Annotated in this window: 26 protein-coding genes; 13 read left to right on the top strand and 13 right to left on the bottom strand. The window is 72.8% G+C overall.

Features of this window, described 5'->3' with window-relative positions; all coding sequences use genetic code 11:
• Positions 1-29: 29 nt before the first annotated feature.
• Complete coding sequence (locus B0I32_RS31070) at positions 30-437, top strand: NUDIX hydrolase (protein WP_106245792.1); 408 nt, start codon at positions 30-32, stop codon at positions 435-437.
• 7 nt (positions 438-444) lie between these two features.
• On the opposite strand, the gene B0I32_RS31065 is transcribed toward B0I32_RS31070, so the two are convergent.
• The 4 genes from B0I32_RS31065 to B0I32_RS31050 form a co-directional block, all read right to left on the bottom strand.
• Positions 445-1,518 carry a DUF8094 domain-containing protein gene (locus B0I32_RS31065; protein ID WP_106245790.1) on the bottom strand — a complete coding sequence of 358 codons (1,074 nt, stop codon included), beginning with the start codon at positions 1,516-1,518 and terminating at the stop codon, positions 445-447.
• Positions 1,519-1,559: 41 nt separating this feature from the next.
• Positions 1,560-2,405: an alpha/beta fold hydrolase gene (locus tag B0I32_RS31060; RefSeq protein ID WP_106245789.1), complete on the bottom strand. Its 846-nt coding sequence runs from the start codon at positions 2,403-2,405 to the stop codon at positions 1,560-1,562.
• 140 nt (positions 2,406-2,545) lie between these two features.
• Positions 2,546-2,893 (bottom strand): STAS domain-containing protein, encoded by a 348-nt coding sequence (locus B0I32_RS31055; RefSeq protein ID WP_181307957.1) that lies wholly within the window; start codon positions 2,891-2,893, stop codon positions 2,546-2,548.
• Between the two features lie 217 nt (positions 2,894-3,110).
• Complete coding sequence (locus B0I32_RS31050; RefSeq protein WP_181307955.1) at positions 3,111-4,727, bottom strand: serine/threonine-protein kinase; 1,617 nt, start codon at positions 4,725-4,727, stop codon at positions 3,111-3,113.
• Positions 4,728-5,012: 285 nt separating this feature from the next.
• Here B0I32_RS31050 and B0I32_RS31045 point away from each other — a divergent pair, with 285 nt between their 5' ends.
• Together B0I32_RS31045 and B0I32_RS31040 are read left to right on the top strand one after the other, a co-directional pair.
• Entirely contained in the window at positions 5,013-5,744 is a 732-nt protein-coding gene (locus B0I32_RS31045) for an FHA domain-containing protein (protein WP_219912086.1), read from the top strand.
• Positions 5,745-5,806: 62 nt separating this feature from the next.
• Entirely contained in the window at positions 5,807-6,547 is a 741-nt protein-coding gene (locus tag B0I32_RS31040) for a phosphatase PAP2 family protein (protein ID WP_106245784.1), read from the top strand.
• 75 nt (positions 6,548-6,622) lie between these two features.
• Here B0I32_RS31040 and B0I32_RS31035 read toward each other — a convergent pair whose 3' ends face one another.
• Positions 6,623-7,597: an NAD(P)-dependent alcohol dehydrogenase gene (locus B0I32_RS31035; protein WP_106245782.1), complete on the bottom strand. Its 975-nt coding sequence runs from the start codon at positions 7,595-7,597 to the stop codon at positions 6,623-6,625.
• Positions 7,598-7,654: 57 nt separating this feature from the next.
• On the bottom strand, positions 7,655-9,232 hold the full coding sequence (locus B0I32_RS61465) for an IclR family transcriptional regulator domain-containing protein (RefSeq protein WP_342751786.1): 1,578 nt from the start codon (positions 9,230-9,232) through the stop codon (positions 7,655-7,657).
• Positions 9,233-9,304: 72 nt separating this feature from the next.
• Here B0I32_RS61465 and B0I32_RS31025 point away from each other — a divergent pair, with 72 nt between their 5' ends.
• The 8 genes from B0I32_RS31025 (at position 9,305) to B0I32_RS30985 (ending at position 16,287) form a co-directional block, all read left to right on the top strand.
• Complete coding sequence (locus tag B0I32_RS31025) at positions 9,305-10,084, top strand: CoA transferase subunit A (protein ID WP_106245778.1); 780 nt, start codon at positions 9,305-9,307, stop codon at positions 10,082-10,084.
• The gene (locus B0I32_RS31020; protein ID WP_106245777.1) at positions 10,081-10,713 is read left to right on the top strand and encodes a CoA transferase subunit B; all 633 of its coding nucleotides are present in this window, start codon (positions 10,081-10,083) and stop codon (positions 10,711-10,713) included. The genes B0I32_RS31025 and B0I32_RS31020 overlap by 4 nt, the downstream gene beginning before the upstream one ends.
• Positions 10,710-11,858: a thiolase family protein gene (locus B0I32_RS31015; protein ID WP_106245775.1), complete on the top strand. Its 1,149-nt coding sequence runs from the start codon at positions 10,710-10,712 to the stop codon at positions 11,856-11,858. Before B0I32_RS31020 ends, B0I32_RS31015 begins: the two co-directional genes overlap by 4 nt.
• Positions 11,859-11,862: 4 nt before the next feature.
• A complete protein-coding gene (gene pcaH / locus B0I32_RS31010; protein WP_106245774.1) occupies positions 11,863-12,603 on the top strand; it encodes a protocatechuate 3,4-dioxygenase subunit beta in 741 nt (246 codons plus the stop codon).
• The gene (gene pcaG / locus B0I32_RS31005) at positions 12,600-13,124 is read left to right on the top strand and encodes a protocatechuate 3,4-dioxygenase subunit alpha (RefSeq protein WP_219912085.1); all 525 of its coding nucleotides are present in this window, start codon (positions 12,600-12,602) and stop codon (positions 13,122-13,124) included. Before pcaH ends, pcaG begins: the two co-directional genes overlap by 4 nt.
• Complete coding sequence (gene pcaB, locus B0I32_RS31000) at positions 13,111-14,403, top strand: 3-carboxy-cis,cis-muconate cycloisomerase (RefSeq protein WP_245956134.1); 1,293 nt, start codon at positions 13,111-13,113, stop codon at positions 14,401-14,403. Before pcaG ends, pcaB begins: the two co-directional genes overlap by 14 nt.
• Positions 14,403-15,560: a bifunctional 3-oxoadipate enol-lactonase/4-carboxymuconolactone decarboxylase PcaDC gene (gene pcaDC, locus B0I32_RS30995; RefSeq protein WP_106245770.1), complete on the top strand. Its 1,158-nt coding sequence runs from the start codon at positions 14,403-14,405 to the stop codon at positions 15,558-15,560. Before pcaB ends, pcaDC begins: the two co-directional genes overlap by 1 nt.
• Before the next feature lie 70 nt (positions 15,561-15,630).
• Positions 15,631-16,287 carry a TetR/AcrR family transcriptional regulator gene (locus B0I32_RS30985; protein WP_106245769.1) on the top strand — a complete coding sequence of 219 codons (657 nt, stop codon included), beginning with the start codon at positions 15,631-15,633 and terminating at the stop codon, positions 16,285-16,287.
• A 7-nt stretch (positions 16,288-16,294) separates the two neighbouring features.
• On the opposite strand, the gene B0I32_RS30980 is transcribed toward B0I32_RS30985, so the two are convergent.
• Together B0I32_RS30980 and B0I32_RS30975 are read right to left on the bottom strand one after the other, a co-directional pair.
• Complete coding sequence (locus B0I32_RS30980) at positions 16,295-17,446, bottom strand: acyltransferase family protein (protein ID WP_106245767.1); 1,152 nt, start codon at positions 17,444-17,446, stop codon at positions 16,295-16,297.
• A gap of 69 nt (positions 17,447-17,515) precedes the next feature.
• Entirely contained in the window at positions 17,516-18,091 is a 576-nt protein-coding gene (locus B0I32_RS30975; protein ID WP_219912084.1) for a TetR family transcriptional regulator, read from the bottom strand.
• A 36-nt stretch (positions 18,092-18,127) separates the two neighbouring features.
• Between B0I32_RS30975 and B0I32_RS30970 the strand changes: the two genes are divergently transcribed.
• On the top strand, positions 18,128-19,030 hold the full coding sequence (locus tag B0I32_RS30970) for an SDR family NAD(P)-dependent oxidoreductase (RefSeq protein ID WP_245956133.1): 903 nt from the start codon (positions 18,128-18,130) through the stop codon (positions 19,028-19,030).
• Between the two features lie 73 nt (positions 19,031-19,103).
• Positions 19,104-19,649: a hypothetical protein gene (locus B0I32_RS30965; RefSeq protein WP_106245762.1), complete on the top strand. Its 546-nt coding sequence runs from the start codon at positions 19,104-19,106 to the stop codon at positions 19,647-19,649.
• Positions 19,650-19,657: 8 nt separating this feature from the next.
• On the opposite strand, the gene B0I32_RS30960 is transcribed toward B0I32_RS30965, so the two are convergent.
• From B0I32_RS30960 to B0I32_RS30940, 5 genes are read right to left on the bottom strand one after another with little or no spacing between them, the layout of a single operon-like run.
• A complete protein-coding gene (locus tag B0I32_RS30960; RefSeq protein WP_106245760.1) occupies positions 19,658-20,674 on the bottom strand; it encodes an ABC transporter ATP-binding protein in 1,017 nt (338 codons plus the stop codon).
• A complete protein-coding gene (locus tag B0I32_RS30955) occupies positions 20,671-21,672 on the bottom strand; it encodes an ABC transporter ATP-binding protein (protein ID WP_106245759.1) in 1,002 nt (333 codons plus the stop codon). The genes B0I32_RS30960 and B0I32_RS30955 overlap by 4 nt, the downstream gene beginning before the upstream one ends.
• Positions 21,669-22,580 (bottom strand): ABC transporter permease, encoded by a 912-nt coding sequence (locus B0I32_RS30950; RefSeq protein ID WP_106245757.1) that lies wholly within the window; start codon positions 22,578-22,580, stop codon positions 21,669-21,671. The genes B0I32_RS30955 and B0I32_RS30950 overlap by 4 nt, the downstream gene beginning before the upstream one ends.
• Positions 22,546-23,475 (bottom strand): ABC transporter permease, encoded by a 930-nt coding sequence (locus tag B0I32_RS30945; RefSeq protein ID WP_219912083.1) that lies wholly within the window; start codon positions 23,473-23,475, stop codon positions 22,546-22,548. The genes B0I32_RS30950 and B0I32_RS30945 overlap by 35 nt, the downstream gene beginning before the upstream one ends.
• A 9-nt stretch (positions 23,476-23,484) precedes the next feature.
• On the bottom strand, positions 23,485-25,068 hold the full coding sequence (locus tag B0I32_RS30940; protein WP_181307953.1) for a peptide ABC transporter substrate-binding protein: 1,584 nt from the start codon (positions 25,066-25,068) through the stop codon (positions 23,485-23,487).
• Positions 25,069-25,073 lie beyond the last annotated feature (5 nt).

The raw sequence follows: 25,073 nt of genomic DNA, 5'->3' as shown, positions 1-25,073 counted from the left end.
CGGAATTCTCGCGGATAGGGTGCCGAGCCATGGCGAACGATGACGGAGTGCGGGAGAAGGTGGCCTGGGTCCTGTTGCGCGATCATCGGGTGCTGATGACGCGCAGCCGGGGCCGCGACGTGTTCTTCTTCCCCGGCGGGATGCGCGAGCCGGGCGAGTCGGACGGCCAGACCCTCGTGCGCGAGATCGACGAGGAGTTGCTGACGGCGATCGACGCCGGTTCCATGGTGCACGCCGGCACCTTCGAGGTCCCGGCCGGCCATCCGGAGCACGGGCCCTTCCGGATGATCTGCTACACCGCCGGCCACCGGGGCCCGCTCACTCCGGCCATGGAGGTCGAGGAGACGGCCTGGTTCGGCTACGCCGACCGGCACCGGGTGTCCTACGTCGACGCGCTCGTCTTCGAGGCCCTCCACGACGACGGGCGGCTGTGGTGAGGGCGGGTCAGGAGCCGGTGGAGCCGAGGTAGCCGGCGGTTTCCGAGGGGACGCGGATGGGGCCGGACTTGGGAACGACGGCGAGGTAGAAGGCGGCGGAGGACACCGTGACCCGCTTGGTGTAGCGCCTGCCGTGGGTGACGGCGGCCGTCGGGCGGTCGGTGAAGGAGAGCTGGCCGGCGCCGGGCCGGGCCACGAAGCGCTCCTTCGAGGTGACCCCGTACCAGACGAGGGCGCCCCCGGCGGCCGTCTTCAGCGCGTACGGCCCCGACGCCGGCCGGCACTGCCGGGTCATCGTCCACTGCCCGCGCGCCTTCTCCCGCAGGGCCAGCTTGGCCCGGCCGAGCCGGCGCGGCATGGCGTCCGACCGGAACAGGCGGCGGGCGCGTTCGTCCTGGTCGAGGGTGGCCTCCACGCGGGCGTGCGCGCGCACGATCTCCTGCGGGGAGGCGGCCAGCCCGCCGCGTTCCCCGCCGGCCGGCACGGTCGCCAGCCCGTGCTCGTCGCGGGCCGCGACCGGCGGCCTGGCTCCGGACGTCGTGCCGGACACCGCCACCACCTTCCAGCCGCCGGACATCTGCTGGAAGATGAGCTGGTTCCACCCCTTCTCGCCCTTGCGGGCGAAGTCGGCCATGAACCACGGCGGGTTCGCCGCCCCCTTGGCGGGGATGGCGAAGCGCGGCTTGACGATGGCGGCGTGCGAGGTGCGGACGCTCTCGCCGAGCATGTCGCGCAGCCGGCTGTTCGCCTTGTCGATCCGGGCCGCCAGGCCCGCCTCGACCGCGCCGTAGTCGGTGCCGCCCGCCAGTTCCGCCCGCTCGACGCCGGCGTCCCAGCGTTTGAGGAGGTCCTTGGCCTGCGCGACGGTCACCACCCCTGTGGGTCGCGCGAGCTGAGCCGCGGCGGGCCGCTCACCGCCCGGCCCGCTGCAGGCGGAGGCGAGGGCGGAGGCGGCGGCGAGGGCGAGCGCCAGAGGGACGAGAGTGAGCCGGCGGATGGTCATCGTGGTCTCCGGGGTGCCGATTTTCACGATGTACGCGCCCGCGTCCGGAGCGGGTTCACGCCATACCGGTTCGGTCACCTTGCCCCCGCGCCACGTCAGGCCGCTGGTCCGGGACGGCGTCAGCCGGTGATGAAGGAGCGCAGCAGGGGGAAGAACCGGTCACCCTCGGTGTCCGGGATGAAGTGGCCCGAGCGGTCGAACACCTCCAGGCGGGCGTCCGGCAGGCCGTCCACGATCTCCTCCGCCGTGGACAGGGGCGTGATGGGGTCGCGGGCGCCGGCCATGACGAGCGCCGGGCACTGGACGCGGGCCAGGCGCGCGGTCAGGTCGAACCGGGCGGTGGACATGAAGCTCATGGTGAGCTCGGGGTTCGGGACCATGCGGGCCATGGCCTGGATGTCGGACTCGGAGGGGAAGTTCGGGTCGGGGCTGTAGGCGGGGGCGCAGAGCCGCCCGAAGGCGGCGAAGGTCTCCGGGCTGCCCTCGGTGAGGAACGCCTTGGCGGCCGTGGCGGCCTCCTCGCCGGCCTCGGCACGGAAGCCCTCGACGATCCGGTCCACGTCCCAGCGGGCGACGGTGCTCTGCAGGATCAGCTTGGCCGGATGATCGGGGTGGCGCGAGGCGTAGTTCATCGCCACCGCCCCGCCGAAGCTCCAGCCGAGGACGATGGGCTTGACGATGCCGAGCGCGTCGCACAGAGCACGTACGTCGTCGGCCCACTGGTCGAGGTTCCAGGTGGCCGGGTCGGAGTCCTGGCTGCGCCCGTTGCCGCGCTGGTCGACGTAGACGATCTGGGCCAGGTCGGCGAGCCGGCCGTAGGCGGGCTTGAAGATCGAGTGATCGTGCCCGGGGCCGCCGTGCAGCAGCAGGAGGGTCGGCTTGTCCCGCATCGCGTAGCCGTCGGGCTCCAGGGCGGTGCCTTCGACGTCCACGTACAGGGAGGTGCCGTTCACTTGAACACGCATGGGGGTCTGCTCCAGTCGATCGGGCGCTCGGCCGAACTTTCAAGATCAGTCTGGCCGGGCCCCGGCGGAGCACACCATGAAGAGCTCCCCCTTGGCGATGGTAGGGACAGCCTTACCTTCGCGGGGCTCGCGACCGCCGGTCAGGAACCGGCGGAGGTGTCACAGAGGGAGAAGCGTTTGTCCAGGCCCGTCAGGCGCAGCAGCCGGGTGATCCGCGGTTGCGCCCCGCTCAGGCTGAAGGTCCCGCCGGCCGCCTCGACGGTGTTGGCGGCCCAGATCAGCGTGTTCAGCCCCGAGGAGTCACAGAAGGGGACGTCCTGGAGATCGACGACCACGAGGGGCGGCCGGATGCACTCCATGGCGTGGGTGAGCCCGTCTCGGAACTCTCCCATCGTGGACAGGTCCAGCTCTCCCGCGGGACTCAGCACAGCCGTGTTGTCACGCTGAGTGACGATCCAGGAGAAGCCGGTACGGTCGGCGCTCGCCATTCCACCCCTCCGTTCCTGGTGGTTCGCCGTCTTTATCATTGCATAGTGCAATAGAACTGGGAACCCGCGCGCGAGCCTGTAGGAGCATGTCGCGAAGGTGTGTGGACAACTGTGCCCAATATAGAGCTAGCTGAAGCCCTTGCAGAGTACTCGTGCTTTCGGTCGCTCCCGACCGGTGTCCGAATCCGGCCACCGCACCCGTTGACCGAGCACGTCCTCACGAAGGCTCGTAGTCGCGCATGTATCGGGCGACCTTGGCGGTGTAGCCGCGCCACTTCGGCGGGACGCCGCCGGCCCGCTTGACCGGGTCGACGCCGCTGCGGAAGAGCGCGGCCAGGTTCATCGCCGGATCGCCTGGTACGTCGGCGACCCGCGGGCCCAGCCGGCACATGAACCGCCCCATGGACTGGATCGACAGCCGCGGGTCGAACGGCGGCGTCGGCATCGGGCTCTGCAGGCCGCCGGGCTGCCAGTGCCACAGCACCCTGGGCGTCCACCTGGCGATGCCGAACTCGTCGTTCGCCGGATCGGAGAGCGCGGCGTCGAAGCCGGACTCCGCCTTGAGCATCGCGGCGATCAGGGCCGGGCTCAGGCCCGGCAGGCTGCAGTACGTGCCCGCCTCGACGATCAGCGCCCGGTACCGATCCGGCACGTCGGAGCCCGGACGCAGCCAGCGGCCGGTGTCCGCACCGGTGGGGGACGGGGTCGCGGTGGCGCCGGGGGACGGGGTGCCGCCGGGCCGCTGGGCCAGCGTGACACCCACGGTGGTGGCGGCGGCCAGGACCGCGGTCAGCACCGCGACGCCTCCGACGAGCACGTTGCGCCGCCTCTTCCCGGCCCACACGTCATCGCCGGATGCCCTGTCACTGGATGCCCTGTCACCGGGTGCGCTGTCGCCGGGTGCCCCGTCACCGGATGTACCGCCATCGGATGCCCCGCCGTTTGGTGTGCCGTCGTCCGGCGGCCGGTCGCCGGGTGGCTGGTGCCCCGGTTGCTCACGTTCGTCGGCTTCCTCCGGCCGCTCGGCGTCCGGCGTCGCGGGGAGGAGAGGCGTGGGGGACGCCAATGCCGCCGCATAAGCGGCGGCGTCCGGATAGCGCGACCGCCGGTCCGGGGCCAGCGCGGCCATCACGGCCACGTCCACCGCCTCAGGCACCTCGGGCCGCAGCGCGCTGGGCGGCACCCGTAGCTCCGGCTTGGCCGGGACCGTGCCGGTGAGCAGGCGGTACGTCAGCGCGCCGAGCCCGTGCACGTCGGCCCGCGCGTCCGGCGCCCCGTCGAAGTAGAGCTGCTCGGGCGCCTGGTAGCCCGGCGACCCGGCCGGCATCGTCAGCCCGCTGAGATGGTCGGTGGACCGCGCGATCCCGAGATCGGCCACCATCACCCGCTCCCCGCCCTGGGGCCGCGAGCAGAACAGCACGTTCGACGGTTTCAGGTCGCGGTGCACGACCCCAATGCTGTGCAGCACCGCGACCGCCTGGCAGATCTCGCCCATGAGGGCCAGCGCCTCGCCGACCGGGAGCGGCGGGCCGGTCAGCCGCTCGCCCAGGGTGCCGCGGTCGGCGTACGTCATCACGAAGTACGGCCGCCCGTCGTCCAGCTCGCCCACGTCGAAGACCTGCACGAGCAGGTGGGAGTCGGCCCGGCGCAGCAGCCGGGCCTCCTGGAGGAACCGTTCGCGCACGCCGGCCTGACGGGACCAGTTGTCCGCGAGGATCTTGACCGCCACGGACGAGCGCAACTCCTCGTCGTGCGCGAGATGGACGGAGGCGAACCCCCCGACCCCGATGAGCTGCTCGATCCGGTAGCGGCCCGCGTGGGTTGGAGCCGTCATCCCCCTCATCATGGTCGATCACCGTGGATCCGTCCACGCGCCCTGGCAGCTACCAGGTTACGGAAACGGCCGCAGACCGGGACGATCGAGGCAGCGCGCCCAGTATCCGGAGGGAAGTCACATGGCCGACAACGACTGGGGTCATGCCGGGAAGAACGACCGCCGCGGGGGCGGAAACGACCGGCCGGCCGCCGCGCCGCGGGAGCGCTCGCGGCCGGACGGCCGGTCGTTGCCGGTCTGATCTTCCTGGACACCTTCGAGAGCGTACGAGTAGGGTCACGCGCGATGTCGCACAGCACGATCTTGATCCAGATGGCGGCGGCGCCCACGGACGCCCGGCCCTACTCGCTGGAGCTCGCGCCGGGTGAGCAGGCGTTCTTCGGGCGCGGGGCGCCCAACGCGCCCGTCGACCTGCTGCTCGACGACCCCGCCGTGTCCCGGCGGGCCGGCCGGATCGCCGCCGTGGCCGACTACTGGATGCTGTCCAACCTCAGCACCTTCAAGACGTACGTGGTGGAGAACCCCGAGGGCGGCGGGGAGTTCGTCAAGGTGCCGCCGGGGCGCATGGGGGCGCCGATCCCGTTCGAGTTCTCCCGGGTGATGCTGCCCGCCGTGGACGGCACGGTGTCGTTCCTGGTGTTCGCGCCGCGGCACGTGCATGTGCCGCCGGGCAGCGCGGACGGCGGCGCGGTCACGCAGGTCGCCTACCCCCTCGACCAGAACGCCAAATACTTCCGCATCCTGGTCGCACTGTGCGAGCCGCGCCTGCGCGACCCCTCGACCTCGCGCATCCCGACGGTCCCCGAGATCATGGAACGGCTGCCGGACCTGGGGCTGAGCCGGACCGCGATCGGGTTCCACATCGGCTACCTGGCCGAGAAGAAGCTGCACGTCAAGAGCCCGCAGAGCGGTGAGGGCAAGGCCGACTGGCAGCGCCACGCGCTCGTCTCGCTCGCCCTCAGGTTCGACCTCGTCACCAGCGACCACCTGGCGCTCCTGCCGGTACCCGGCCGCTGAAAGGCTGGTTCGCCGGCGTCCGGGCAGGCATCAACGCCGCCCGCCTGGGTAGCCGAGCGCGGATGCGTTTCGAGGAGGGGAGGTCGCGGCGCCCGGCCCACGGGCTGGGACCGCGGCTGACCCTGGCCGCTCTCGCCGCCGCGCTCGTCATGATCCCGTTCAGCCTGCTGCTGGTCGTGGCGAAGCTGCCGCTCAACGCGCTGGACGCGGGCATCGCGGCGGACCTGCACGCGTACGCGCTGGCCAACCCGGACGTGACCCGGGTGCTCATCGTGTGGACGGACCTGTTCGGGCCGTGGCCGTGGCGGATCGCCGTGGCCGCGTACGCGGTCCGGCTGCTGCGCAGGGGCGCGCCGCGGACCGCTCTCTGGGCGGTCACCACCGTGACCGTGAGCGGGCTGCTCGCCTTCGCGATCAAGGTCGTCGTCGCCCGTGCCCGCCCGCGCCTGCCCGACCCCGTCGCGCTCGCCCCCGGCGACTCCTTCCCGTCGGGCCACGCGGCCGGCGTGACGGTCGGCGCGGGCGTGATCGTGCTGCTCATGCTGCCCTCGCTGCCCCGATGGGGGCGGTGGGTGGCCTGGGCGGTCGCCGCGTTCCTGGTGCTCTCGGTGGGTTACACGCGGATCGCGCTCGGCGTGCACTGGGTGAGCGACGTGCTCGCCGGGACCGTGCTGGGAGCAGCGGTGCTCGCCGCCACGGTGGCGGGCTTCGAGACGTGGCGCCGGGACCAGGGTCACCGGCGCGGCTCGCCGGTCATCGAGGGCGTGGCGCCCGAGTCGGTACGGGCGGGCCGCGAGCGTTGAGCAGGTGCCGGCGGGCCATGAGCGCTGAGCGGTTGCGGGCGGGCCTGAGCAGGTGCGGGCGCCTCCCGCTCGGACCTATCCCTCAGGATGCGACACGGTGATCACCACGTTGCCGACCTTCCGCCCCGACTCGACGTACCGGTGGGCTTCGAGGATCTCGTCCAGCGGGTAGCGCCGGTCGATCACCGGCCGGAACGTCCCCGCCTCGATCAGCCCCTTGAAGTACTCCGCCATCCCCGGATCGTCCTTCGGGATGGGGAAGACCACCCGTCTGCCGCCGAACAGCGGGGTGACCAGCGCCAGGAGCAGGTTCTGCGCCCCCGGCCCCACGTCGGAGGCGACGAAGATCCCGCGTGGCTTGAGCAGCCGCCGGCACCGCCCGAACGTGGTCTTGCCGACCGCGTCGATGACGGCGTCGTAGGTGCGCTCGTCCTGGGTGAAGTCCGTGGCCGTGTAGTCCACGACCCGGTCGGCTCCCAGGCCGGCGACCAGGTCGAGGTGCTCGGTCGCGCAGACGGCGGTCACGTCCGCGCCCTCGTTCTTCAGCAGTTGCACCGCCGCCGACCCGATGGCGCCGGTCGCGCCGTACACGAGCACGGACTGCCCGGCGCCGATCCGCGCCGACCTGATGATGTTGAGCGCGTAGTGCGACCCCTCCGTCCCGGGCACGACCTCCTCGTACGTGAACCCCTCGGGCACGAGTGCCAGCGCGACCTTCGGAGAGGCCGTCATGTACTGGGCGTGCGCCCCGAACCCGTCGTCGTTGTAGCCGAAGACCCGGTCGCCGGGCTTGACGGCGGTGACGTCGCGGCCCACCGCCTCGACCTCGCCGGCGAACTCGGTGCCGAGGATCGTCACCTTCGGCGTGATGAGGCCGGTGAAGAATCTCCAGATGAAGGGCTGGGCCGCGCGTAACGCGCAGTCCGTCCGGTTGACCGTCGTCGCGTGCACCTTGACGAGCACGTCGCCGTCCTTGACGACCGGCCGATCCACTTCAGCGATGCTCACCACTTCTGGCGGGCCGTATTCGGCGCGCACTGCGGCTTTCATGCCCGGGATACTAGCCAGCGTGCGGCCGTCCGGGGGCGGTCCGGCGATCCCGGATCCTCACTCGTCCACTGCCGCCCGCGTGTGGGCCAGGTCGGCCTCCATCCTGGCCGCCGTCTCCCTGAGAGCGGGCAGCACGTCGTTCATGAGGGCGGCGGGGGTGGCGCGGCCGGCGTGGGTGGCGACGTTCACCGCCGCGACGGCGCGCCCGGCCCGATCCCGTACGGGGACCGCGATCGACCGGACGCCCTCCTCCAGCTCCTGGTCCACCAGCGCGTACCCGTCGGCCGCCGCCCGGCGCAGCAGCGCCCGCAGCTCGGAGCGCGAGGTGACGGTCCTGGCCGACAGGCGGCGCGGCACGATCGACGCCAGCCGCTCCTCGGGCAGCTCGGCCAGGAGCACCCGGCCCATGGAGGTCGCGTACGCGGGCAGCCGCGTGCCCACGGTGAGGTTGACGCTCATGAGGCTCACGGTCTGGACCCTGGCCACGTACACGACGTCGTCGCCCGACAGCACCGCCACCGACGCCGACTCGCGGACCCGGGCCACCAGGTCGGCCAGGTGCGGCTGGACGATCTCGCCGAACGTCAGCCCGGACAGGTGCGCGTAGCCGAACTCCAGCACGCGGGGGAGCAGCGCGAACCGGGCGCCGCCGGCGGCGGTGGCGTAGCCGAGGCGTTCCAGGGTCTGCACCGCCCGCCGTACGCTGGCCCGGGGCAGGCCCGTGACCTTGGCGCAGTCCGCGAGCGTCAGCCCGCCGCGCGCCGAGCCGAGCGCGACCAGCACCGCGAGCCCGCGCGCCAGCGACTGCAGGAACCCCATGCCGAGCTGCCGCTTGGCGGCCTGCGCGCCGTCCGCCGCCCCGCGGCCGGGATCGAGGCGCGGCGGAGGCAGGGGTGAGCGGTCGCGCAGGATCGTCTCCATCTCCTCGACCGTCCGGCGCAGCGCGGGCAGGCAGTGGTCGCGCAGCCCGGCCGCCGTGTGCCTGCTGGTGTGGCTCACGACGCTGATCGCGCAGACCGCCGCGCCGCGGCCGTCCCGTACGGGCACCGCCACCGCGATCAGCCCCGGCTCGATGAGCTGGTCGTCCTCGGCCCACGGCGCGTCCGGATCGAGCAGCGCCAGCCCGGCCGCGCACCGGTCGGCCGGCAGCACGTCGCCCACGCGGAAGCTGACCGACATGGCCCGCCGCCGGGTGACCTGCACCACGAAGCGCACCTCGTCGCCGTCCCGTACGGCCAGCGACACGGACTCGTCCAGCTCCTCGGCCAGCCGCACGGCCGCCGGGGCGAGGGCGTCGCGCAGCCCGTCGCCGGCCAGGTACGCCTCGCCCAGCTCCATCAGGCGCGGGGCGAGGCGCACGTCGCGGCCGTCCTCGCGCAGGTAACCGAGGTGGACGAGCGTGCCGACGACCCGGTCCACCGTGGACCTGGCCAGCCCGGTCGCGCGGGCCAGATCCGTCGCGCGGGCGGGCCTGGCCGGGTCGGCGGCCACGGCGCGCAGCACGGCCAGCCCGCGCTCCAGCGTCCCGGCCGCTTCCACCGGCTGCTCCACCGGCTGCTCCAACGTCTCCTCCATGGGTTCCTCCGCCTGTTCGGCCGCCGGGGCGTCGGGGACGACCTTTGACAGGCGAGCCACCCGGTACACATACTGAACGCGATAATAGTGAACAAAAGTTCGCAGAGCGAACACGGTCTCGATCGGAGCGTCGTGCGGAGAGACAAGGTGCTCGCCACGGCCGCGGAGGCGCTGGCCGGCGTGCACGACGGAGCGTCGTTCGCCGTCGGCGGCTTCGGCCTCAGCGGCATCCCCAACGTGCTGATCCAAGCCCTCTACGACACTGGCGTGCGCCGCATCGGCGTCGTGTCCAACAACTGCGGCGTGGACGGCGGCGGCCTGGGCGTCCTGCTGGCGGCCGGGCGCATCGCCCACGTCACCGCCTCCTACATCGGCGACAACAAGGAGTTCGCCCGCCAATATTTGGCCGGCGAGCTTACGGTCGAACTCACCCCGCAGGGCAGCCTGGCCGAGCGGCTGCGCGCGGGCGGCAGTGGCATCCCCGCCTTCTACACCCCGGCGGGCGTCGGCACGCCCATCGCCGACGGCGGTCTGCCGCTGCGCCACAATCCCGACGGCAGCGTCGCGCTCGCCTCACCGCCCAAGGAGGTGCGCGAGTTCGACGGCCGTGAATACGTGCTCGAACACGGCATCCGCACCGACTTCGCCCTCGTCCGCGCGGCCAGGGGAGACCGGCACGGCAACCTCGTCTTCCACAAGGCCGCCAGGAACTTCAACCCCCTCGCGGCCATGGCCGGGCGGATCACGATCGCCGAGGTCGAGGAGCTGACCGAGCTGGACCCCGACGAGGTGCACCTGCCCGGCGTCTTCGTCCAGCGGGTCATCGCCCTGACCCCCGAACAGGCCGCCGACAAATCCATCGAGAAGCGCACGATCACCCCAGCGCCCGCACCAGGGACGGTCTCCCGATGAGCTGGACTCGTGACGAGATGGTCGCCAGGGCCGCCGCCGAGCTGCGCGACGGCGACTACGTCAACCTGGGCATCGGCCTGCCCACCCGCATCCCCGGCCACCTGCCGCCCGGCGTCGACGTGGTCCTCCACTCCGAGAACGGCATCCTCGGCGTCGGCCCCTACCCGGCCGAGGACGAGGTCGACCCCGACCTGATCAACGCCGGAAAGGAGACCGTCACCGTGCTCCCCGGCGCGTCGTTCTTCGACTCCTCGCTGTCGTTCGGCATGATCCGCGGCGGTCACATCGACGTGGCGGTGCTCGGCGCGATGCAGGTCTCGGCCCGCGGCGACCTGGCCAACTGGATGGTCCCCGGCCGGCTGGTGAAAGGCATGGGCGGGGCCATGGACCTCGTGCACGGCGCCCGCAAGGTCATCGTGATCATGGAGCACAACGCCAAGGACGGCTCCGCGAAGATCGTCGAGGAGTGCTCGCTGCCGCTGACGGGGAAGGAATGCGTCCACCGGATCATCACCGACCTCGGGGTCCTCGACGTCACCGAGCAGGGGCTCACGCTCGTGGAACGCGCGCCGGGCGTGACCCTGGACGAACTGCGCGACCGTACCGACGCGGAGGTCATCGCGACATGAGAGACGTCTACATCGCCGACGCCGTACGCACGCCGTTCGGCCGCTACGGCGGCGCCCTGTCCGGGATCCGCCCGGACGACCTGGCCGCGCACGTCGTCTCGGCGCTGACCGAGCGCAACGAGCTGGAGGCCGTGGACGAGGTCGTGCTCGGCAACGCCAACGGCGCCGGCGAGGAGAACCGCAACGTCGCCCGCATGGCCGCCATCCTCGGCGGCCTGCCGATCACCACGCCGGGCGTGACCGTGAACCGGCTGTGCGGCTCCGGCATGGAGGCCGTCATCCAGGCCTACCGGGCCATCGCGCTCGGCGACGCCTCGGCCGTGATCGCCGGCGGCGTGGAGTCGATGACCCGCGCGCCGTGGGTGCTGCCCAAGCCGGAACGCGCCTTCCCGGCCGGCGGCCAGGAGCTGGTCTCCACCACGCTCGGCTGGCGGCTGGTCAACCCGGCCATGCCCGCCCAGCACACGGTCGCGCTCGGCGAGGGCGCCGAGCTGATCGCCGACAAGCACGGCATCACCCGCCCGGAGCAGGACGCGTTCGCGCTGGCCAGCCACCAGAAGGCGGCCAAGGCGTCGCTCGAACGGGAGATCGTCCCGATCGCGTCCGTCACCCGCGACGAGGGCATCCGCCACGACACCTCCCTGGAGGCGCTGGCCAAGCTCAAGCCCGCCTTCCGCAAGGACGGCGGCACCGTCACCGCGGGCAACTCCTCCCCGCTGAACGACGGCGCGGCGGCGCTGCTGCTGACCGACGAGGCGGGGCTGCGCGGCCGCGAGCCCCTGGCCAGGATCGTGGCCAGCGGGGTCAGCGCGCTGGAGCCGCGCTACTTCGGCCTCGGCCCCGTCGAGGCGGCGAACCGGGCGCTGGCCAAGGCGGGCCGGCGGTTCGGCGACCTGGCCACCGCCGAGCTGAACGAGGCGTTCGCCGCGCAGGTGCTCGGCTGCCTGGCCGAACTGCCCGACCTCGACCCGGCCATCGTCAACCCCGACGGCGGCGCCATCGCGATCGGCCACCCGCTCGGCGCCTCGGGAGCCCGCGTGACCGGCGCGGTGGCCCACCGGCTGGCCGCCGCCGGCTCGGGCACCGGGCTCGCCTGCCTCTGCATCGGCGTCGGTCAAGGGCTGGCCGTCGTACTCGAAAGGTAGCGGAATGTCTGAACCCCTCCAGCAGTCCGACATCGACCAGGAGATCGCCGCGCTCGCGGGCACGGCGGCCGACCACCCCGCGCGGGACTACACCCCCTACCGCAGCACCCGGCTCCGGCACCCCCGGCAGCCACTGGTGCCCATCAAGGACCCCGAGGCCGTCGAACTGTCGGGGCCCGTTTTCGGCGTCACCGACGTCACGCCGACGGACAACGACCTCACCAAGCAGCACATGGGCGAGCCCCTCGGCGAGCGGATCACCGTACAGGGGCGCGTGCTCGACCGCGACGGCCGGCCGGTGCGCAACCAGCTCGTCGAGGTCTGGCAGGCCAACGCGTCCGGACGCTACCTGCACCAGCGTGACGACCACCCCGCGCCGCTCGACCCGAACTTCACCGGCGTCGGCCGCTGCCTGACCGGCGACGACGGCTCCTACCGGTTCACCACGATCAAGCCCGGCGCCTATCCGTGGCGTAACCACGTCAACGCCTGGCGGCCGGCGCACATCCACTTCTCGCTGTTCGGGTCCTCGTTCACCCAGCGCCTCGTCACCCAGATGTACTTTCCCGGCGATCCGCTGTTCCCGTACGACCCGATCCTGCAGTCGGTGACCGACGAGAGCGCCAGGCAGCGGCTGATCGCCTCGTACGCGCACGAGCTGTCGGTGCCCGAGTTCTCGCTCGGCTACCGGTGGGACATCGTCCTCGACGGACCCGCCGCGACCTGGATGGAGGAAGGCTGTTGAACCCCACCCCCTCACAGACCGTGGGCCCCTTCTACGGGTACGCGCTGCCGTTCCCCGGCGGCGGCGACATCGCGCTCGGCGGGATCGCCGTCCACGGCTACGTCTACGACGGCGCGGGGGAGCCCGTGCCCGACGCGCTGCTCGAGTTCTGGCAGGCCGACTCGCGGGGACAGGTGCGCGGCGCGCCCGGCTCGCTGCGCCGCGACCCGACCAGCGGCGCCGTGCTCGGCCGCGACGGCGTCACCTTCACCGGCTTCGGCCGCGTCGCCACCGATCGGGACGGGCACTGGACCCTGCGTACGGTCGAGCCGGCGAACGGGTACATCAGCGTGTGCGTGTTCGCGCGCGGGCTGCTGCGTCATCTCTACACCCGCATCTACCTCGGGCGGGACGCCTTCCTCGACTCGCTGCCGCCGGAGCGCCGGCAGACGCTGGTGGCGGTGGAGGAACGGGAAGGGGTACGCCGCTTCGACATCCACCTGCAAGGAGAGAAGGAGACGGTCTTCCTTGACTTCGGCTGACCCCGGCCCGCACCCCGCCACTCCTGGCGGCGGGGGGACGGGGGGAGACGGCTCGTCCGCGAGCGCGGGAGCGGGGCGCGACGTGGCCTGCGCGAGCGCGGGAGCGGATCTCGGGTTGCTCTCACCGATGCGGGGCGGGGCCGAGGCGACCGGGGACGCCGCCGTGCTGCGGGCCATGCTGGACGCCGAGGCCGCGCTGACCCGGGCGCAGGCGGCGCTCGGGCTCGTCCCGCCCGAGGCGGCGGAGGCGGTGACGGCCGCCGCCCGCGCGGAGGCGTTCTGCCTGGAGGACCTGGTGGTGCGGGCGCGCTCCGGCGGCAACCCCGTCATCCCCCTCGTGGCCGACCTCCGCGCGGTGGCCGCTCCTTTCGGGGAGTACGTCCATCGTGGTGCGACAAGTCAGGACATCGTGGATACGGCTCTCATGCTCGTGGCGCACCGCGCGCTGGGGCCCGTACTGGCCGATCTGGAACGGACGACCGACCGGCTCGCCGCGCTGGCCGCCGAGCACCGCGACACCCTCATGGCCGCCAGGACGCTCACCCAGCAGGCCGTCCCCACCACGTTCGGGCTGAAGGCGGCGGGCTGGCACCGGCTGGCCGGCGACGCCCGCATCCGTCTCACCGCCGCCCGCCGCTCCCTCCCGGCCCAGCTCGGCGGCGCCGCGGGCACCCTCGCCGCCTTCCGGCCCGCCCAGGAGCCGGTGCCGGAAGCGGTGGAGGTGGCGTCGCGGTTGCCCGGGCGGTTCGCGGCCGAGCTGGGGCTGGCCGAGCCGCTGCTGCCCTGGCACGTCCTGCGCACGCCGATCGCGGACCTGGCCGGGGCGCTGGCGTTCACCGCGGGGGCGCTGGGCAAGCTCGCGGCCGACGTGCTGGTCCTGTCGCGGACCGAGATCGGCGAGCTCTCCGAGGGCGTCGGCGGCGGCTCGTCGTCCATGCCGCACAAGCACAACCCGGTCCGGGCCACGATGATCGCCGCCGCCGGCCGCCAGGTGCCCGCGCTCGCCGCCATCCTGTACGGCTCGCTCGCCGCCGAGGACGAGCGCCCCTCCGGCGCCTGGCACGCCGAATGGCAGCCGCTGCGCGAGGCGTTGCGCCTGGTCGCGGGCGCCGCCAGAGACGCCGCCGAACTCGTCGCCGACCTGCGCGTGCACCCGGAACGCATGCGCGCGAACCTGACCGTCACGGGGGACGCCGCCCCGGCCCCCGCCCTCGTGGACCGCGCCCTCGCCGCCCCCTCACCCCCACCGGCTCCCTACCAGGACGAGGCACCCCACTGATGCTGCACTACCGGCTGGACGGCCCCGAGCAGGGGCAGCCGCTCATCCTCGGACCGTCGCTCGGCACCTCCCTGCGCCTGTGGCAGCCGCAGCTCCAGGCGCTCGCCCGCACCTTCAGAGTGCTCCGGTACGACCTGCCCGGCCACGGCGACTCGCCCGCCGACGGCAAGGCGAGCACCGTCGACGACCTGGCGGAGCTGGTCCTGGAGGTGGCCGCCGCCGAGGGCATGGACGGCTTCCACTACGCCGGGGTCTCGATCGGCGGCGCGATCGGCGCCACGCTGGCGGTCCGGCATCCGGGACGGCTGCGTTCCCTGACCATGATCTGCTCCAGCGCCCGCTTCGGCGACCCGCGCGCGTGGCAGGAGCGAGCCGCCCTGGTCCGCACCCAGGGCACCGCGCCGCTGCTGGAAACCGCCCCAGGCCGCTGGTTCGCCCACACGTCTGACCCCGGCCTCCCGAACGACCGATCTCCGAACGGCGAGCCCAGGACCGGCCGGACTCTGCGGGGCGAGCTGCTCGGTGACCTGGCCGCCGCCGACCCCGCCGGGTACGCCGCCTGCTGCGACGCGCTCGGGGCTTACGACCTGCGCGCCGACCTGGCGGCCGTCACCGTGCCGACCCTGGTCGTGGCCGGGCGCGAGGACCCGGCGACCCCGCCGCCGCACGCCAGGGAGCTGGCCGACGGCATTCCCGGCGCCACCCTCGTGGAGCTCCCGGCCGCCGCGCACCTGGCGAACGTGGACCAGCCGGCCCGCGTCACCCAGGCCCTGCTCACCCACCTGCCCGGCCCCACCGGCACGCAGGTTCGGCGCGAAGTGCTCGGCGACGCCCACGTCGACCGCGCCGCGGCCCGGACGACCGGCTTCACCAGGGACTTCCAGGACTTCATCACCCGCTACGCCTGGGGCGAGATCTGGACCCGTCCGGGGCTCGACCGCCGTACCCGCAGTTGCGTCACGCTCACCGCGCTCGTTGCCCGCGGGCACCTCGACGAGCTGGCCATGCACGTACGCGCGGCCCTGCGCAACGGGCTCACCCCCGACGAGATCGGCGAGGTGCTGCTGCAGAGCGCCGTCTACTGCGGGGTCCCGGCCGCCAACGCCGCGTTCGCCGTCGCCCAGCGGGTGCTGACGGAGCTGGAGCAGGAGCCCTGAGCAGCGGGAACGGGGCCGGCGCCGGCGGCCGGCTCGCCGTCAGGCCCGCGGGCGGATCTATGATGAGCGAATGACCTCGCCCCCCGCCGCCTCCGAACGCCAGCGGGACGCCGACCGGACCAGAGCGGAGATCCTGGAGGTCGCGCAGCGCGAGTTCGCCCGCGAGGGCTACGCGGGCGCGCGGGTCGACGAGATCGCGGCCCGCATGCGCACCACCAAGCGGATGATCTACTACTACTTCGGCAGCAAGGAACGGCTCTACATCGCCGTGCTGGAGAAGGTGTACGCCGAGGTGCGCGCGGCGGAGCGCACGGTGGACGTGGAGCACCTGGCGCCGGTCGAGGCCATCCGCACGCTGGCCGAGCTGACCTTCGACCACCACGACGCGCACCGCGAGTTCATCCAGCTCGTCGCGATCGAGAACGTGCACCGCGCCGAGCACATCCGCAAGTCCGAGGTGCTGGCCAACCTGGGCACGCCGGTGCTCGACCTGATCGAGCGCATCCTGGACGCGGGGCAGGCGTCGGGTGACTTCGTCACCGAGGCCGACGCGATCGACGTGCACATGATGATCAGCGCGTTCTGCGTGTTCAGGGTGGCCAACCAGCACACGTTCGGCGCGCTGTTCGGGCGCGACATGACCGCCGCCGAGCACCGGGCCCGGCAGCGGCGCATGGTCGGCGAGATGGTCGTCGGCTACCTCAGCGGCAAGGGCGCCCGCTCCTGAGCGGCGCTTACCGGGGCGGCGGGGGTGAGGCTTCGGCCGGGTCGCCGCGCCCGCTCGCGATCAGCCGCCTGCCCAGCCGCTGGGCCGGAAGCTCGATCACCCGGTAGGTCAGCAGGCTGAGCGGGATCAGCACGAGGAGGTAGACCGGCAGGTTCGGGCTCGCGTACAGCAGCAGCGGATGCAGCAGATACAGGGAGAAGCTGATCACGCCGAGGCCCGCCAGCCAGCGCGGGAAACGGCGCCGGCGCAGCGCGTACGCCAGCGCGAACGCGCCGAAGGCCAGCACGATCGCCGGCGCCCAGGCGGGATCGGCCTTGGCGGGCAGCCCGCAGCCGAGCGCCGCGGCCACCGCGACCGTGGCGGCCGGCCGGGAGATCGTCCCCTGCTCCGCGCGGTACACCGCCGTCCCCGCGAACATCGTGGCCAGGATGATCACTCCCTGCCAGGTGCCGCCCCTGCTGCCCAGGATCACCAGCGCCAGCGCCAGCAGGCCACCCGTGAGCGCGCCCGCCGTACGCGCGGTGCCGCGGCCCAGCAGGGTCAGCGCGACGGCCGCGACCACCGCGAGACCGAGCAGCGCGGCGGTCAGATCGGCCCCGTCGCCGATCGCGGCCCTCGGCAGCAGCAGGCCGAGCGGCACGGCCAGCAGGGCCAGGACGATCGCGATCCCCGCCGACCTGTGCGCCTGCCGCGCCGCGAACAACGCGACGCACAGCAGGTAGAAGGCCATCTCGTACGACAGCGTCCACGTCACACTGATGACCGCGGGCAGGTTCAGCAGTTCCTGCAGCATGGTCAGGTTGCCTAAGGCGACGAGCAGCGGCGGACGGTCGCCGAGCCCCGGAGGCGCGGGCAGCACGCCCGCCGCGACGAGCAGGAACGCCAGGCAGAACGCGGTCAGCAGCAGCGGCAGCAGCCGGAAGGCACGCCCGGTCCAGAAGGCGCGCAGGTCGCCGCGCCGTTCCAGGGAGGCGGGGATGATGTAGCCGCTGACCAGGAAGAACACGAACACGCCCCACGTGCCGAGATCGATCCTGCGATCCACCTCCGCCCAGACGCCCGGGATGAACGTCCATCCGGCGTGGTGCATGGTGACGGCCAGCGCTGCCGGTCCCCGCAGGGCGTCCAGCCAGGCCAGCCGGGCGGGGGCCAGAAGCATCTGCCGCAGTGTACGGCATTACCGACATAGCGCGGCTTGGCCCGTCCACCGGCGGGAATCCGCCCGAGATCAGGAGCCGGCGCAGGTGGGGCGGAGCCGGTCGAACGCGGTGTCCACCAGCTTCAGCCGCTCGTCCTCCGCGCCGCCGGTGCGGAGCCATTCGCGCGTGGCGCAGTCGATGGCGGTCGCGGCGGCCGAGGTCAGCAGGTCGACGGCGAAGGCGTCGAGCCCGGTGCGCTCGGCCAGCGCCTCGGCGATCCGTCCCCGCGCCTCCTCGCGCTTCTGCTGGAACCGGGCCCGCAGCGCGGGAGTGCTTTCGATCACCCGCAGGGCGGCCCTGCTCCCGGCGTCGATCCGGGCCACCCATTCGCGCAGCACCGCGTGCAGGCACTCCCAGGCCGGCTCGCCCGCCGGGCGGCCGGTGATCTGCTCGGCGATGTCGTCGCCCATGAGCCGCACGCCGTCGAAGACGGCGTCCTCCTTCGCCGGGAAGTAGCGGAAGAAGCTGCGCTTGGACACCCCCGCCGCTCTGGCGATGTCGTCCACCGTGACGTCGTCGAAGCCGCGTTCGGTGAACAGTTCCAGCGCCACGGCGGCCAGTTCGGCCTGGACGGCCCGACGGGTGCGTTCTCTCAGCCCTGCCATGCGCCCGAGTGTACCGAACGGCATATAGTGACGCTTATGGCATCGAGTGACATGTATGGCAGAGTGGCCCTCATCACCGGCGGCACCGGGGGGATCGGCATGGAGACCGCCCGCGAGCTGGCCCGGCGGGGAGCGTCGGTCGTGCTCGCCGGGCGCGATCCCCGGCGCGCGGCCCAGGCCGCCCGCGAGATCGGCGACAGCGCGGGGCACGACAGGGTGGACGCCGTCACCGCCGACGTCACCGCGCTCGACGGGCTGCGCCACCTCGCTGCGGCGGTGGCCGGCCGGTACGACCGGCTGGACGTGCTGGTCAACAACGTCGGCGTCAACCCGCCCGGCCGCCGCCTGACACCCGACGGCGTGGAACTGATGTTCGCGGCGCACGTGCTGGCCCCGTACGCGCTGACCCGGCTGCTGCTGCCGCTGCTGCGGCGCGCGCCCGCCGCCCGGGTGGTCAACCTGACCGGCGGCATCCCCGGAGGGCCCATCGACCACGGCAACCTGCAAGGGGAGCGCCGCCTGCGCGGCTGGACCTTCAGCCACTACAACCACACCAAGACCATGACGATGGCGCTGACGATCCGCCTCGCTCGTGAGCTGGCCGGCTCTGGAGTGACGGCGAACGTGGTCTATCCGGGCCACGGCTACACGCCGATGAACCGGGATACGCCGATCCGGGCGTTCCCGTACCTCTACCGGCCGGTCGCGCCGCTGATCCTGAAGGTCGTCGCGCCCCTGCTGCTGTCCGATCTGACCAGGTCCGCCCGGTCCAGCGTGTACGCGGCCACGAGCGCCGAGCTGGACGGGGTGAGCGGCGCGTACGTCGACGACCGGTGCCGCAGGAAGCCGTGGCCCGCGAGCGCGCTGGACCCGGCCCATCAGGACGCCGTCTGGGACCTGTGCGCCCGGATCTCCGGGCTCGACTTCCAACCCCTGTGAAATACCAGGTTTCGGTAAAGTCCGCTCTCTTCTATCTTTACCGTGACCGAAGGTCGCGAAGGAGATGTTGACTGTGCAGAGACTTCCCCACCGTACTTCCCTGCGCGCGGGCGTCGTCGCGGCGGTCGCGCTGGCCGGTGGCCTGATCACCACCGCCCCGGCCGGCGCCGCCCCCACGACGGCCGGCCTGAGCGCGGCCACCTCGGTGACCGTCCAGGCCGAGAGCGCAGCGGCCCGCCCGGCCAACGGCCGGATCCTCTACCACCGCCTCGGCGGCGGGGTGAACCAGCTCAAGATCAAGAACGGCACGTCGCGGGACGGAGTCGTCGCCCTGGTCAGGGGCAGCACCAAGGCGATCAGCATCTACGTGCGCGCCAAGTCCACCGCCACCATCAGGGACGTCAGGGACGGCACGTACCGGATCTACTTCACCACCGGCTCCCGCTTCAGCGTCTCCAAGGGCAGGTTCGCCCGCAACCCCGTCTACCAGCGCTTCAACGACCGGCTGCGGTTCCGCTCGCCCGGCAGGCAGTACACCATCTACACCCTGACCCTGCACCCGGTCCGCGGCGGCAAGGCGCGGACCACCGGCGTCAACCCGAAGGACTTCCCCGCGTAAAGTCGCCCTCAGGGCCCGTCACCACCGGGGTGGCGGGCCAGGTGGCAGGAGACCAGGTGCCCGGCTCCGGCGACGGGCTCCAGCACGGGCGCGGAACGCGCGCAGCCGTCCTCCGCCATGAAGCAGCGCGGATGGAACGAACAGCCGGACGGCGGGTCCACGGGGCTGGGCGGCTCCCCGTCGAGGACGATCTCCTGCCGGGTGCCGCGCGCCGCCGGGTCCGGCACGGGCGCCGCCGACAGCAGGGCCCGCGTGTACGGATGCGCCGCCGACTCGTACACCTCGGCCTCGGACCCGGTCTCGACCACCTTGCCCAGGTACATGACGGCCACCCGGTCGGCCAGGTGCCGCACCACGCTCAGGTCGTGCGCGATGAACACGTACGCCAGCGAGAACCGCTCGCGCAGCTCCTCCAGCAGGTTGACGATCTGCGCCTGCACGGACACGTCGAGCGCGGACACGGGCTCGTCGCAGACCAGCACCTCGGGCCGCAGCGCGAGCGCGCGGGCGATGCCGACCCGCTGCCGCTGCCCGCCGGACAGCTCGTGCGGATAGCGGCCGCCGTGGTCGGGGTTGAGCCCGACCGCCTCCAGCAGCTCGCGCACGAGCCGGTCCCGGTCGCCGCGCGGGGCGAGGTCCGGGTTGACGTCGTACGGCTCGCGCACGGTGGCGGCGACGGTCATGCGCGGATCGAGCGAGGTGTACGGATCCTGGAAGATGAGCTGCACGTGCCGCCTGGCCCGGCGCAGCTCCCCGCCGCGCAGGTCGTGCAGTGACCGGCCGAGCACGGTGACCCGGCCGGACGTGGGCCGTTCGTGCGCGGTCAGCAGCTTGGCCAGGGTGGACTTGCCGCAGCCCGACTCGCCGACGATGCCGAGCGTCTCGCCCCTGCGCAGCTCCAGTGACACCCCGTCCACGGCTTTGAGCAGGCCCACGGTCCGCCGCAGCGCGCCCTGCCTGACGGGGAAGTGCTTGACCAGGTCACGCACGTCGAGCACCGTCTCGCGTTCGACAGCCGTCGTCATGGCGTGGTCACCCGCTCCCATTCGTGGCAGGCCGTGAGCCGGCCAGGACCGATCTCCCGCGCGGGCGGCTGCTGCCCGCACGCGTCGCCGGCGTAGCCGCAGCGCGGCCGGAACCGGCACCCGGGCTCGGGCCGGCCCGGATCGGGCGGCGCGCCCGGGATGACGGCCAGCCGCCGTCCCCGCAGCTCGGGCCGGGGGATCGCGCCGAGCAGCGCCTCCGTGTACGGGTGCGCCGGCCGCGCGTACACCTCGGCCGCCGCGCCCTGCTCGACCACCCGCCCCGCGTACATGACGGCGACCCGGTCGGCGATGTCGGCGACCACGCCCATGTCGTGCGTGATGAGCACCAGCGCCGTGCCGTGCTCGCGCTGGAGCTCGCCGAGCAGCCGGATGATCTGCGCCTGGACGGTCACGTCGAGCGCGGTCGTCGGCTCGTCGGCGATGATCACCTGCGGGTTCAGCGCGATGGCCAGCCCGATGCCCACGCGCTGGCGCATCCCGCCGGAGAACTGGTGCGGGTAGTCGCGGGCCCGCCGCGCCGCGGACGGGATGCGGACGAGGTCGAGCACCTCGACGGCCCGCCTGGCCGCCTCCTTGCGGGACAGCCCCTGGTGCGCCCGGAACAGCTCGGCGATCTGGTAGCCGACGCTGAGCACCGGGTTGAGCGCCGACAGCGCGTCCTGGAAGACCATGGCGATCGTGGTGCCGCGCAGCCGCCGCCGTTCCTCCTCGGCCAGCGTGAGCAGGTCGACCCCGCGCAGCCGCGCGGACCCGGCCGTGACGGCGCCGCGCGGCGGCCGGACCAGCCCCATGATCGCGCGGGCGGTCACGCTCTTGCCGCTGCCCGACTCGCCGAGCACGGCCAGCGTCTGACCGCCGTCCACCTCGTAGCCGACGCCGTCGACCACCGTGGTGGCGCCGAAGCGCACCCGCAGTTCCGAGACGGCCAGCAGGGGCGCTGCGGCGTCGTAGCCGGGCAGGGATTCCAGACGGGTCACGGGCGGGCCACCTCCTGGCGCAGGCGGGGGTCGAAGGCGTCGCGGAGCGAGTCGCCGAGCAGGACGAAGCTGAGCACGGTGACGGTGAGGAAGATCGACGGGAAGATCAGCAGGTGCGGGGAGGTGACGAAGTACTGCTGCGCGGTGTTGAGCTGCACCCCCCACGAGATCGCCGGGGTCTGCAGCCCGACACCGAGGAACGTCAGCGCCGACTCCGAGGCGATCACGCCGCCCACGTTGAGCCCGGTGAGCACGGCGACGGGGCCGAGCGCGTTCGGCAGCACGTGGCGCAGCAGGATCCGGGCGGTGCCGGCGCCGACGCCCCGGGCGGCGGCCACGTACTCGCCGGTGGCGGTCTCCAGCACCGAGCCGCGCATGACGCGGGCCAGCACCGGCCAGCCGAACAGGATCAGCACCGCCGACACCGTCCACTCGTTGTGCGTGCTGGCCGCCTGGAGCAGCACGATCATGCCGACGAGCGCGGGGAAGCCGAAGAACACGTCCATCACCCGGCTGATCACCGCGTCCACCCAGCCCCTGAAGTAGCCGGCCAGGCTGCCCAGCACCACGGCGACGACGATCATGCCGGCCGTGACGAGCAGCGCGATGAGGACGGAGGAACGGGCGCCGTACACGACGTTGCTGTAGAGGTCGCAGCCCTGGATGTCGAAGCCGAACGGATGCCCGGGGGCGGGCGGCAGGCCGCTGTTCACCAGGTCGCACTTGCGCGGATCCCCGCCGCCGAACCAGCCGGCGAACGCCTGCGGCACCGCCGCCATCGCGCAGACGACCAGTGCGATGGCGCTGGAGATCGCGAAGGCGGGGCGGCGGCGCAGCTTGGCGAGCAGGCCCGGCCGGGCGGCGGGCGGGGCCTCAGCCGAGGCGGATGCGAGGGTCGAGGATGCCATAGAGAAGGTCCACCAAGAGGTTCACCAGCAGGAAGACGAGGACGAGCAGGGTTCCCACGCCCACGACGACCGGCCCGTCGTGCTGCGGGATCGCCGTGAAGATCTGGTAGCCGAGGCCCGGCAGGTTGAAGATGCCCTCGATCAGCACGGTGCCGCTGAGCAGGTAGCCGAGGCTCACGCCGAGCAGCGACACGACGGGGATCAGCGAGTTACGCAGCACGTGCCTGACCACCACCGCGCGCGGGCGCAGGCCCTTGGCGGTGGCCGTGTCCACGTGGTCGGCGTTCAGGTTGTCCAGCACGCTCGTCCTGGTCAGCCTGGCCACCTGCGGCAGGCCGTAGAGGGCGAGGACCAGGCCGGGCATGACGTAGGCCAGCGGCCAGCCCGCGTCCGTGCCCGAGACCGGCAGCCAGCCCAGGTTGACCCCCAGCACGATCTGCGCGACGTAGGCCACCACGAAGAACGGCACGCCCATGACGACCGTGGTGCCGCCCAGGACGAGAGCGTCGGCGAGCCGGCCGCGCCGCAGCCCGGCCACGGTGCCGAGCAGCACGCCCAGGACCGTCATGAACAGCCACGCCGTCACGCCGAGCTGGAACGTCACCGGCCAGCTCGCCGCGATGACCTCGGAGACCGGCCGGCCGGCGAAGCTCATGCCGAGGTCGCCGGAGAGCAGGCCCTTGAGGTAGCTCCCGTACTGCACGAGCAGCGGGTCGTCCAGGTGGAACCGCTCACGCAGCGCCTGCTCGACCGAGGGCGACAGCGCCCTGTTGGGCCCGGCCAGGGCCTGGATCGGGTCGCCGGGCAGGGCGTAGACGGCCAGGTAGATGAGGAAGGTGGTGCCCAGCAGCACGGGGAGCGCCATGAGCAGCCGGTGCAGCGCGTACTTCCCCACGTCCCCGCCTCAGCCGACCTTGACCGCGGACAGGACCGCGGCGCCGAGGAACTCCGGCTTCACGCCGCTCACCCTGGTGGAGTAGGCCAGGCCGCCCACGGGCTGGAACAGCGGCGTGAGCGGAAGCCCGTCCATCGCGAGCTTGGCCGCCCGCTGGGTCAGGCCCATCGCCTCCTCCTGGCCCGCCTTCGCGGCGTCGGCCATCAGCTTGGCGAACTCGGGGCTGTCGTAGCCGGTCACGTTGGACGCCGAGGTCTTGGTGAACAGCTGGTCGGCCAGCGCGTACAGGTGGGGGTAGCCGGCGCCCATGTAGAGCAGCACCGGGCCGTCGATCTTCTTGGCCGCCAGGTTCGGGTAGAGCTGGTCGACGGGCTGGGTCTGCGTCGTCACCGTCTCGATGCCGAGGTTGGCCCGCAGCTGGTTGCCGACCGCCTCCAGGACCACCGTGTTCACCGGGTCCTGGTAGGTCCACAGCTTGAGCGGGCCGCTCCAGCCGCCGGCCTCCGCCAGCAGCGCCTTGGCCTTGGCCGGGTCGTACGAGCAGGCCGCGCAGTCGGCCGCGCCGCCGCCCGGCACGCTCGCCCCCGCCAGCCCCGTGGCGGGCTGGCCGAAGCCGCGCAGCAGCGACTTGACGATGGTCTCGCGGTCGATGGCGTGCGCGAACGCCTGGCGTACCTTCACGTCGGAGAAGCGCTTGTCCCACAGCGGGAAGCCCAGGTAGATCACCGCGGGGAACGGCACCCGCACCAGCCGGTCCTTGAACCGGGCGGCGGCGTCGGTGAGGTTGTTGCCGGTGACCAGGCTGACGTCGAGCGCGCCCGCCTGCAGGTCGCGGTAGGAGGCGGCCTCGTCCTGGTACGACTTGACCTCGATCCGGTCCGCGTCGCCCGCCTGCCCCTGGTAGCCGCCGAACTTGCGCAGCGCGACCTTCGTCACGCCGGCCGCCAGCCCCTCGCCGTCCAGCTGGTACGGCCCGTTGCCGATCGGCTTGCGGTCGAAGCCGGGCAGGTCCGCGAAGGCCGCCTTCGGCATGGGGGCGAACGCCGTCTGGGCCAGCACGTACGGCAGCAGCGACAGCGGCTTGGTCAGGGTGATCTTCAGCGTGGCGGGGTCGACCACCTCGACCCCGGACAGCGTCTTCTCAGACGGTTTCCCGTCGGCCGGGTTCAGCTCGGCGTAGCCCTTGAACGGCGCGAACATGAAGTTGTTCTCGAAGGCGTTGGGGGCGTACGCCGTCGCGTTCCACGAGTCGGCGAACGACTGCGCGGTGACCTGCTCGCCGTTGTGGAACGTCCACCCCGGCTTGATCTTGACCGTCCAGGTCACGTTGTCGTCGGTCTCGATCGACTCGGCCACGGCGTTCACCGCCTTGCCGCTGGTCGCGTCCACCGTGGTCAGCGGCGTGAACAGGGCGTAGTCCACGTTGCTGGCGACCGACCTGCCGGGCGTCAGATGGGACAGGAAGTAGGTGGTGACGCCGACCGAGAAGGATTTCTCCCCCTGCGGGGTGCCGGCTCCGCCGGAGCCGCCGGACGAACAGGCCGTCAGCGCGACGGCCAGCGCGGCGGCTCCCAGGACTTTCTTGACGGACACCTGCT

It is taken from the genome of Nonomuraea fuscirosea, assembly GCF_003001935.1.
Classification (GTDB): domain Bacteria; phylum Actinomycetota; class Actinomycetes; order Streptosporangiales; family Streptosporangiaceae; genus Nonomuraea; species Nonomuraea fuscirosea.
This window is presented reverse-complemented; position numbering and strand designations above follow the sequence as displayed.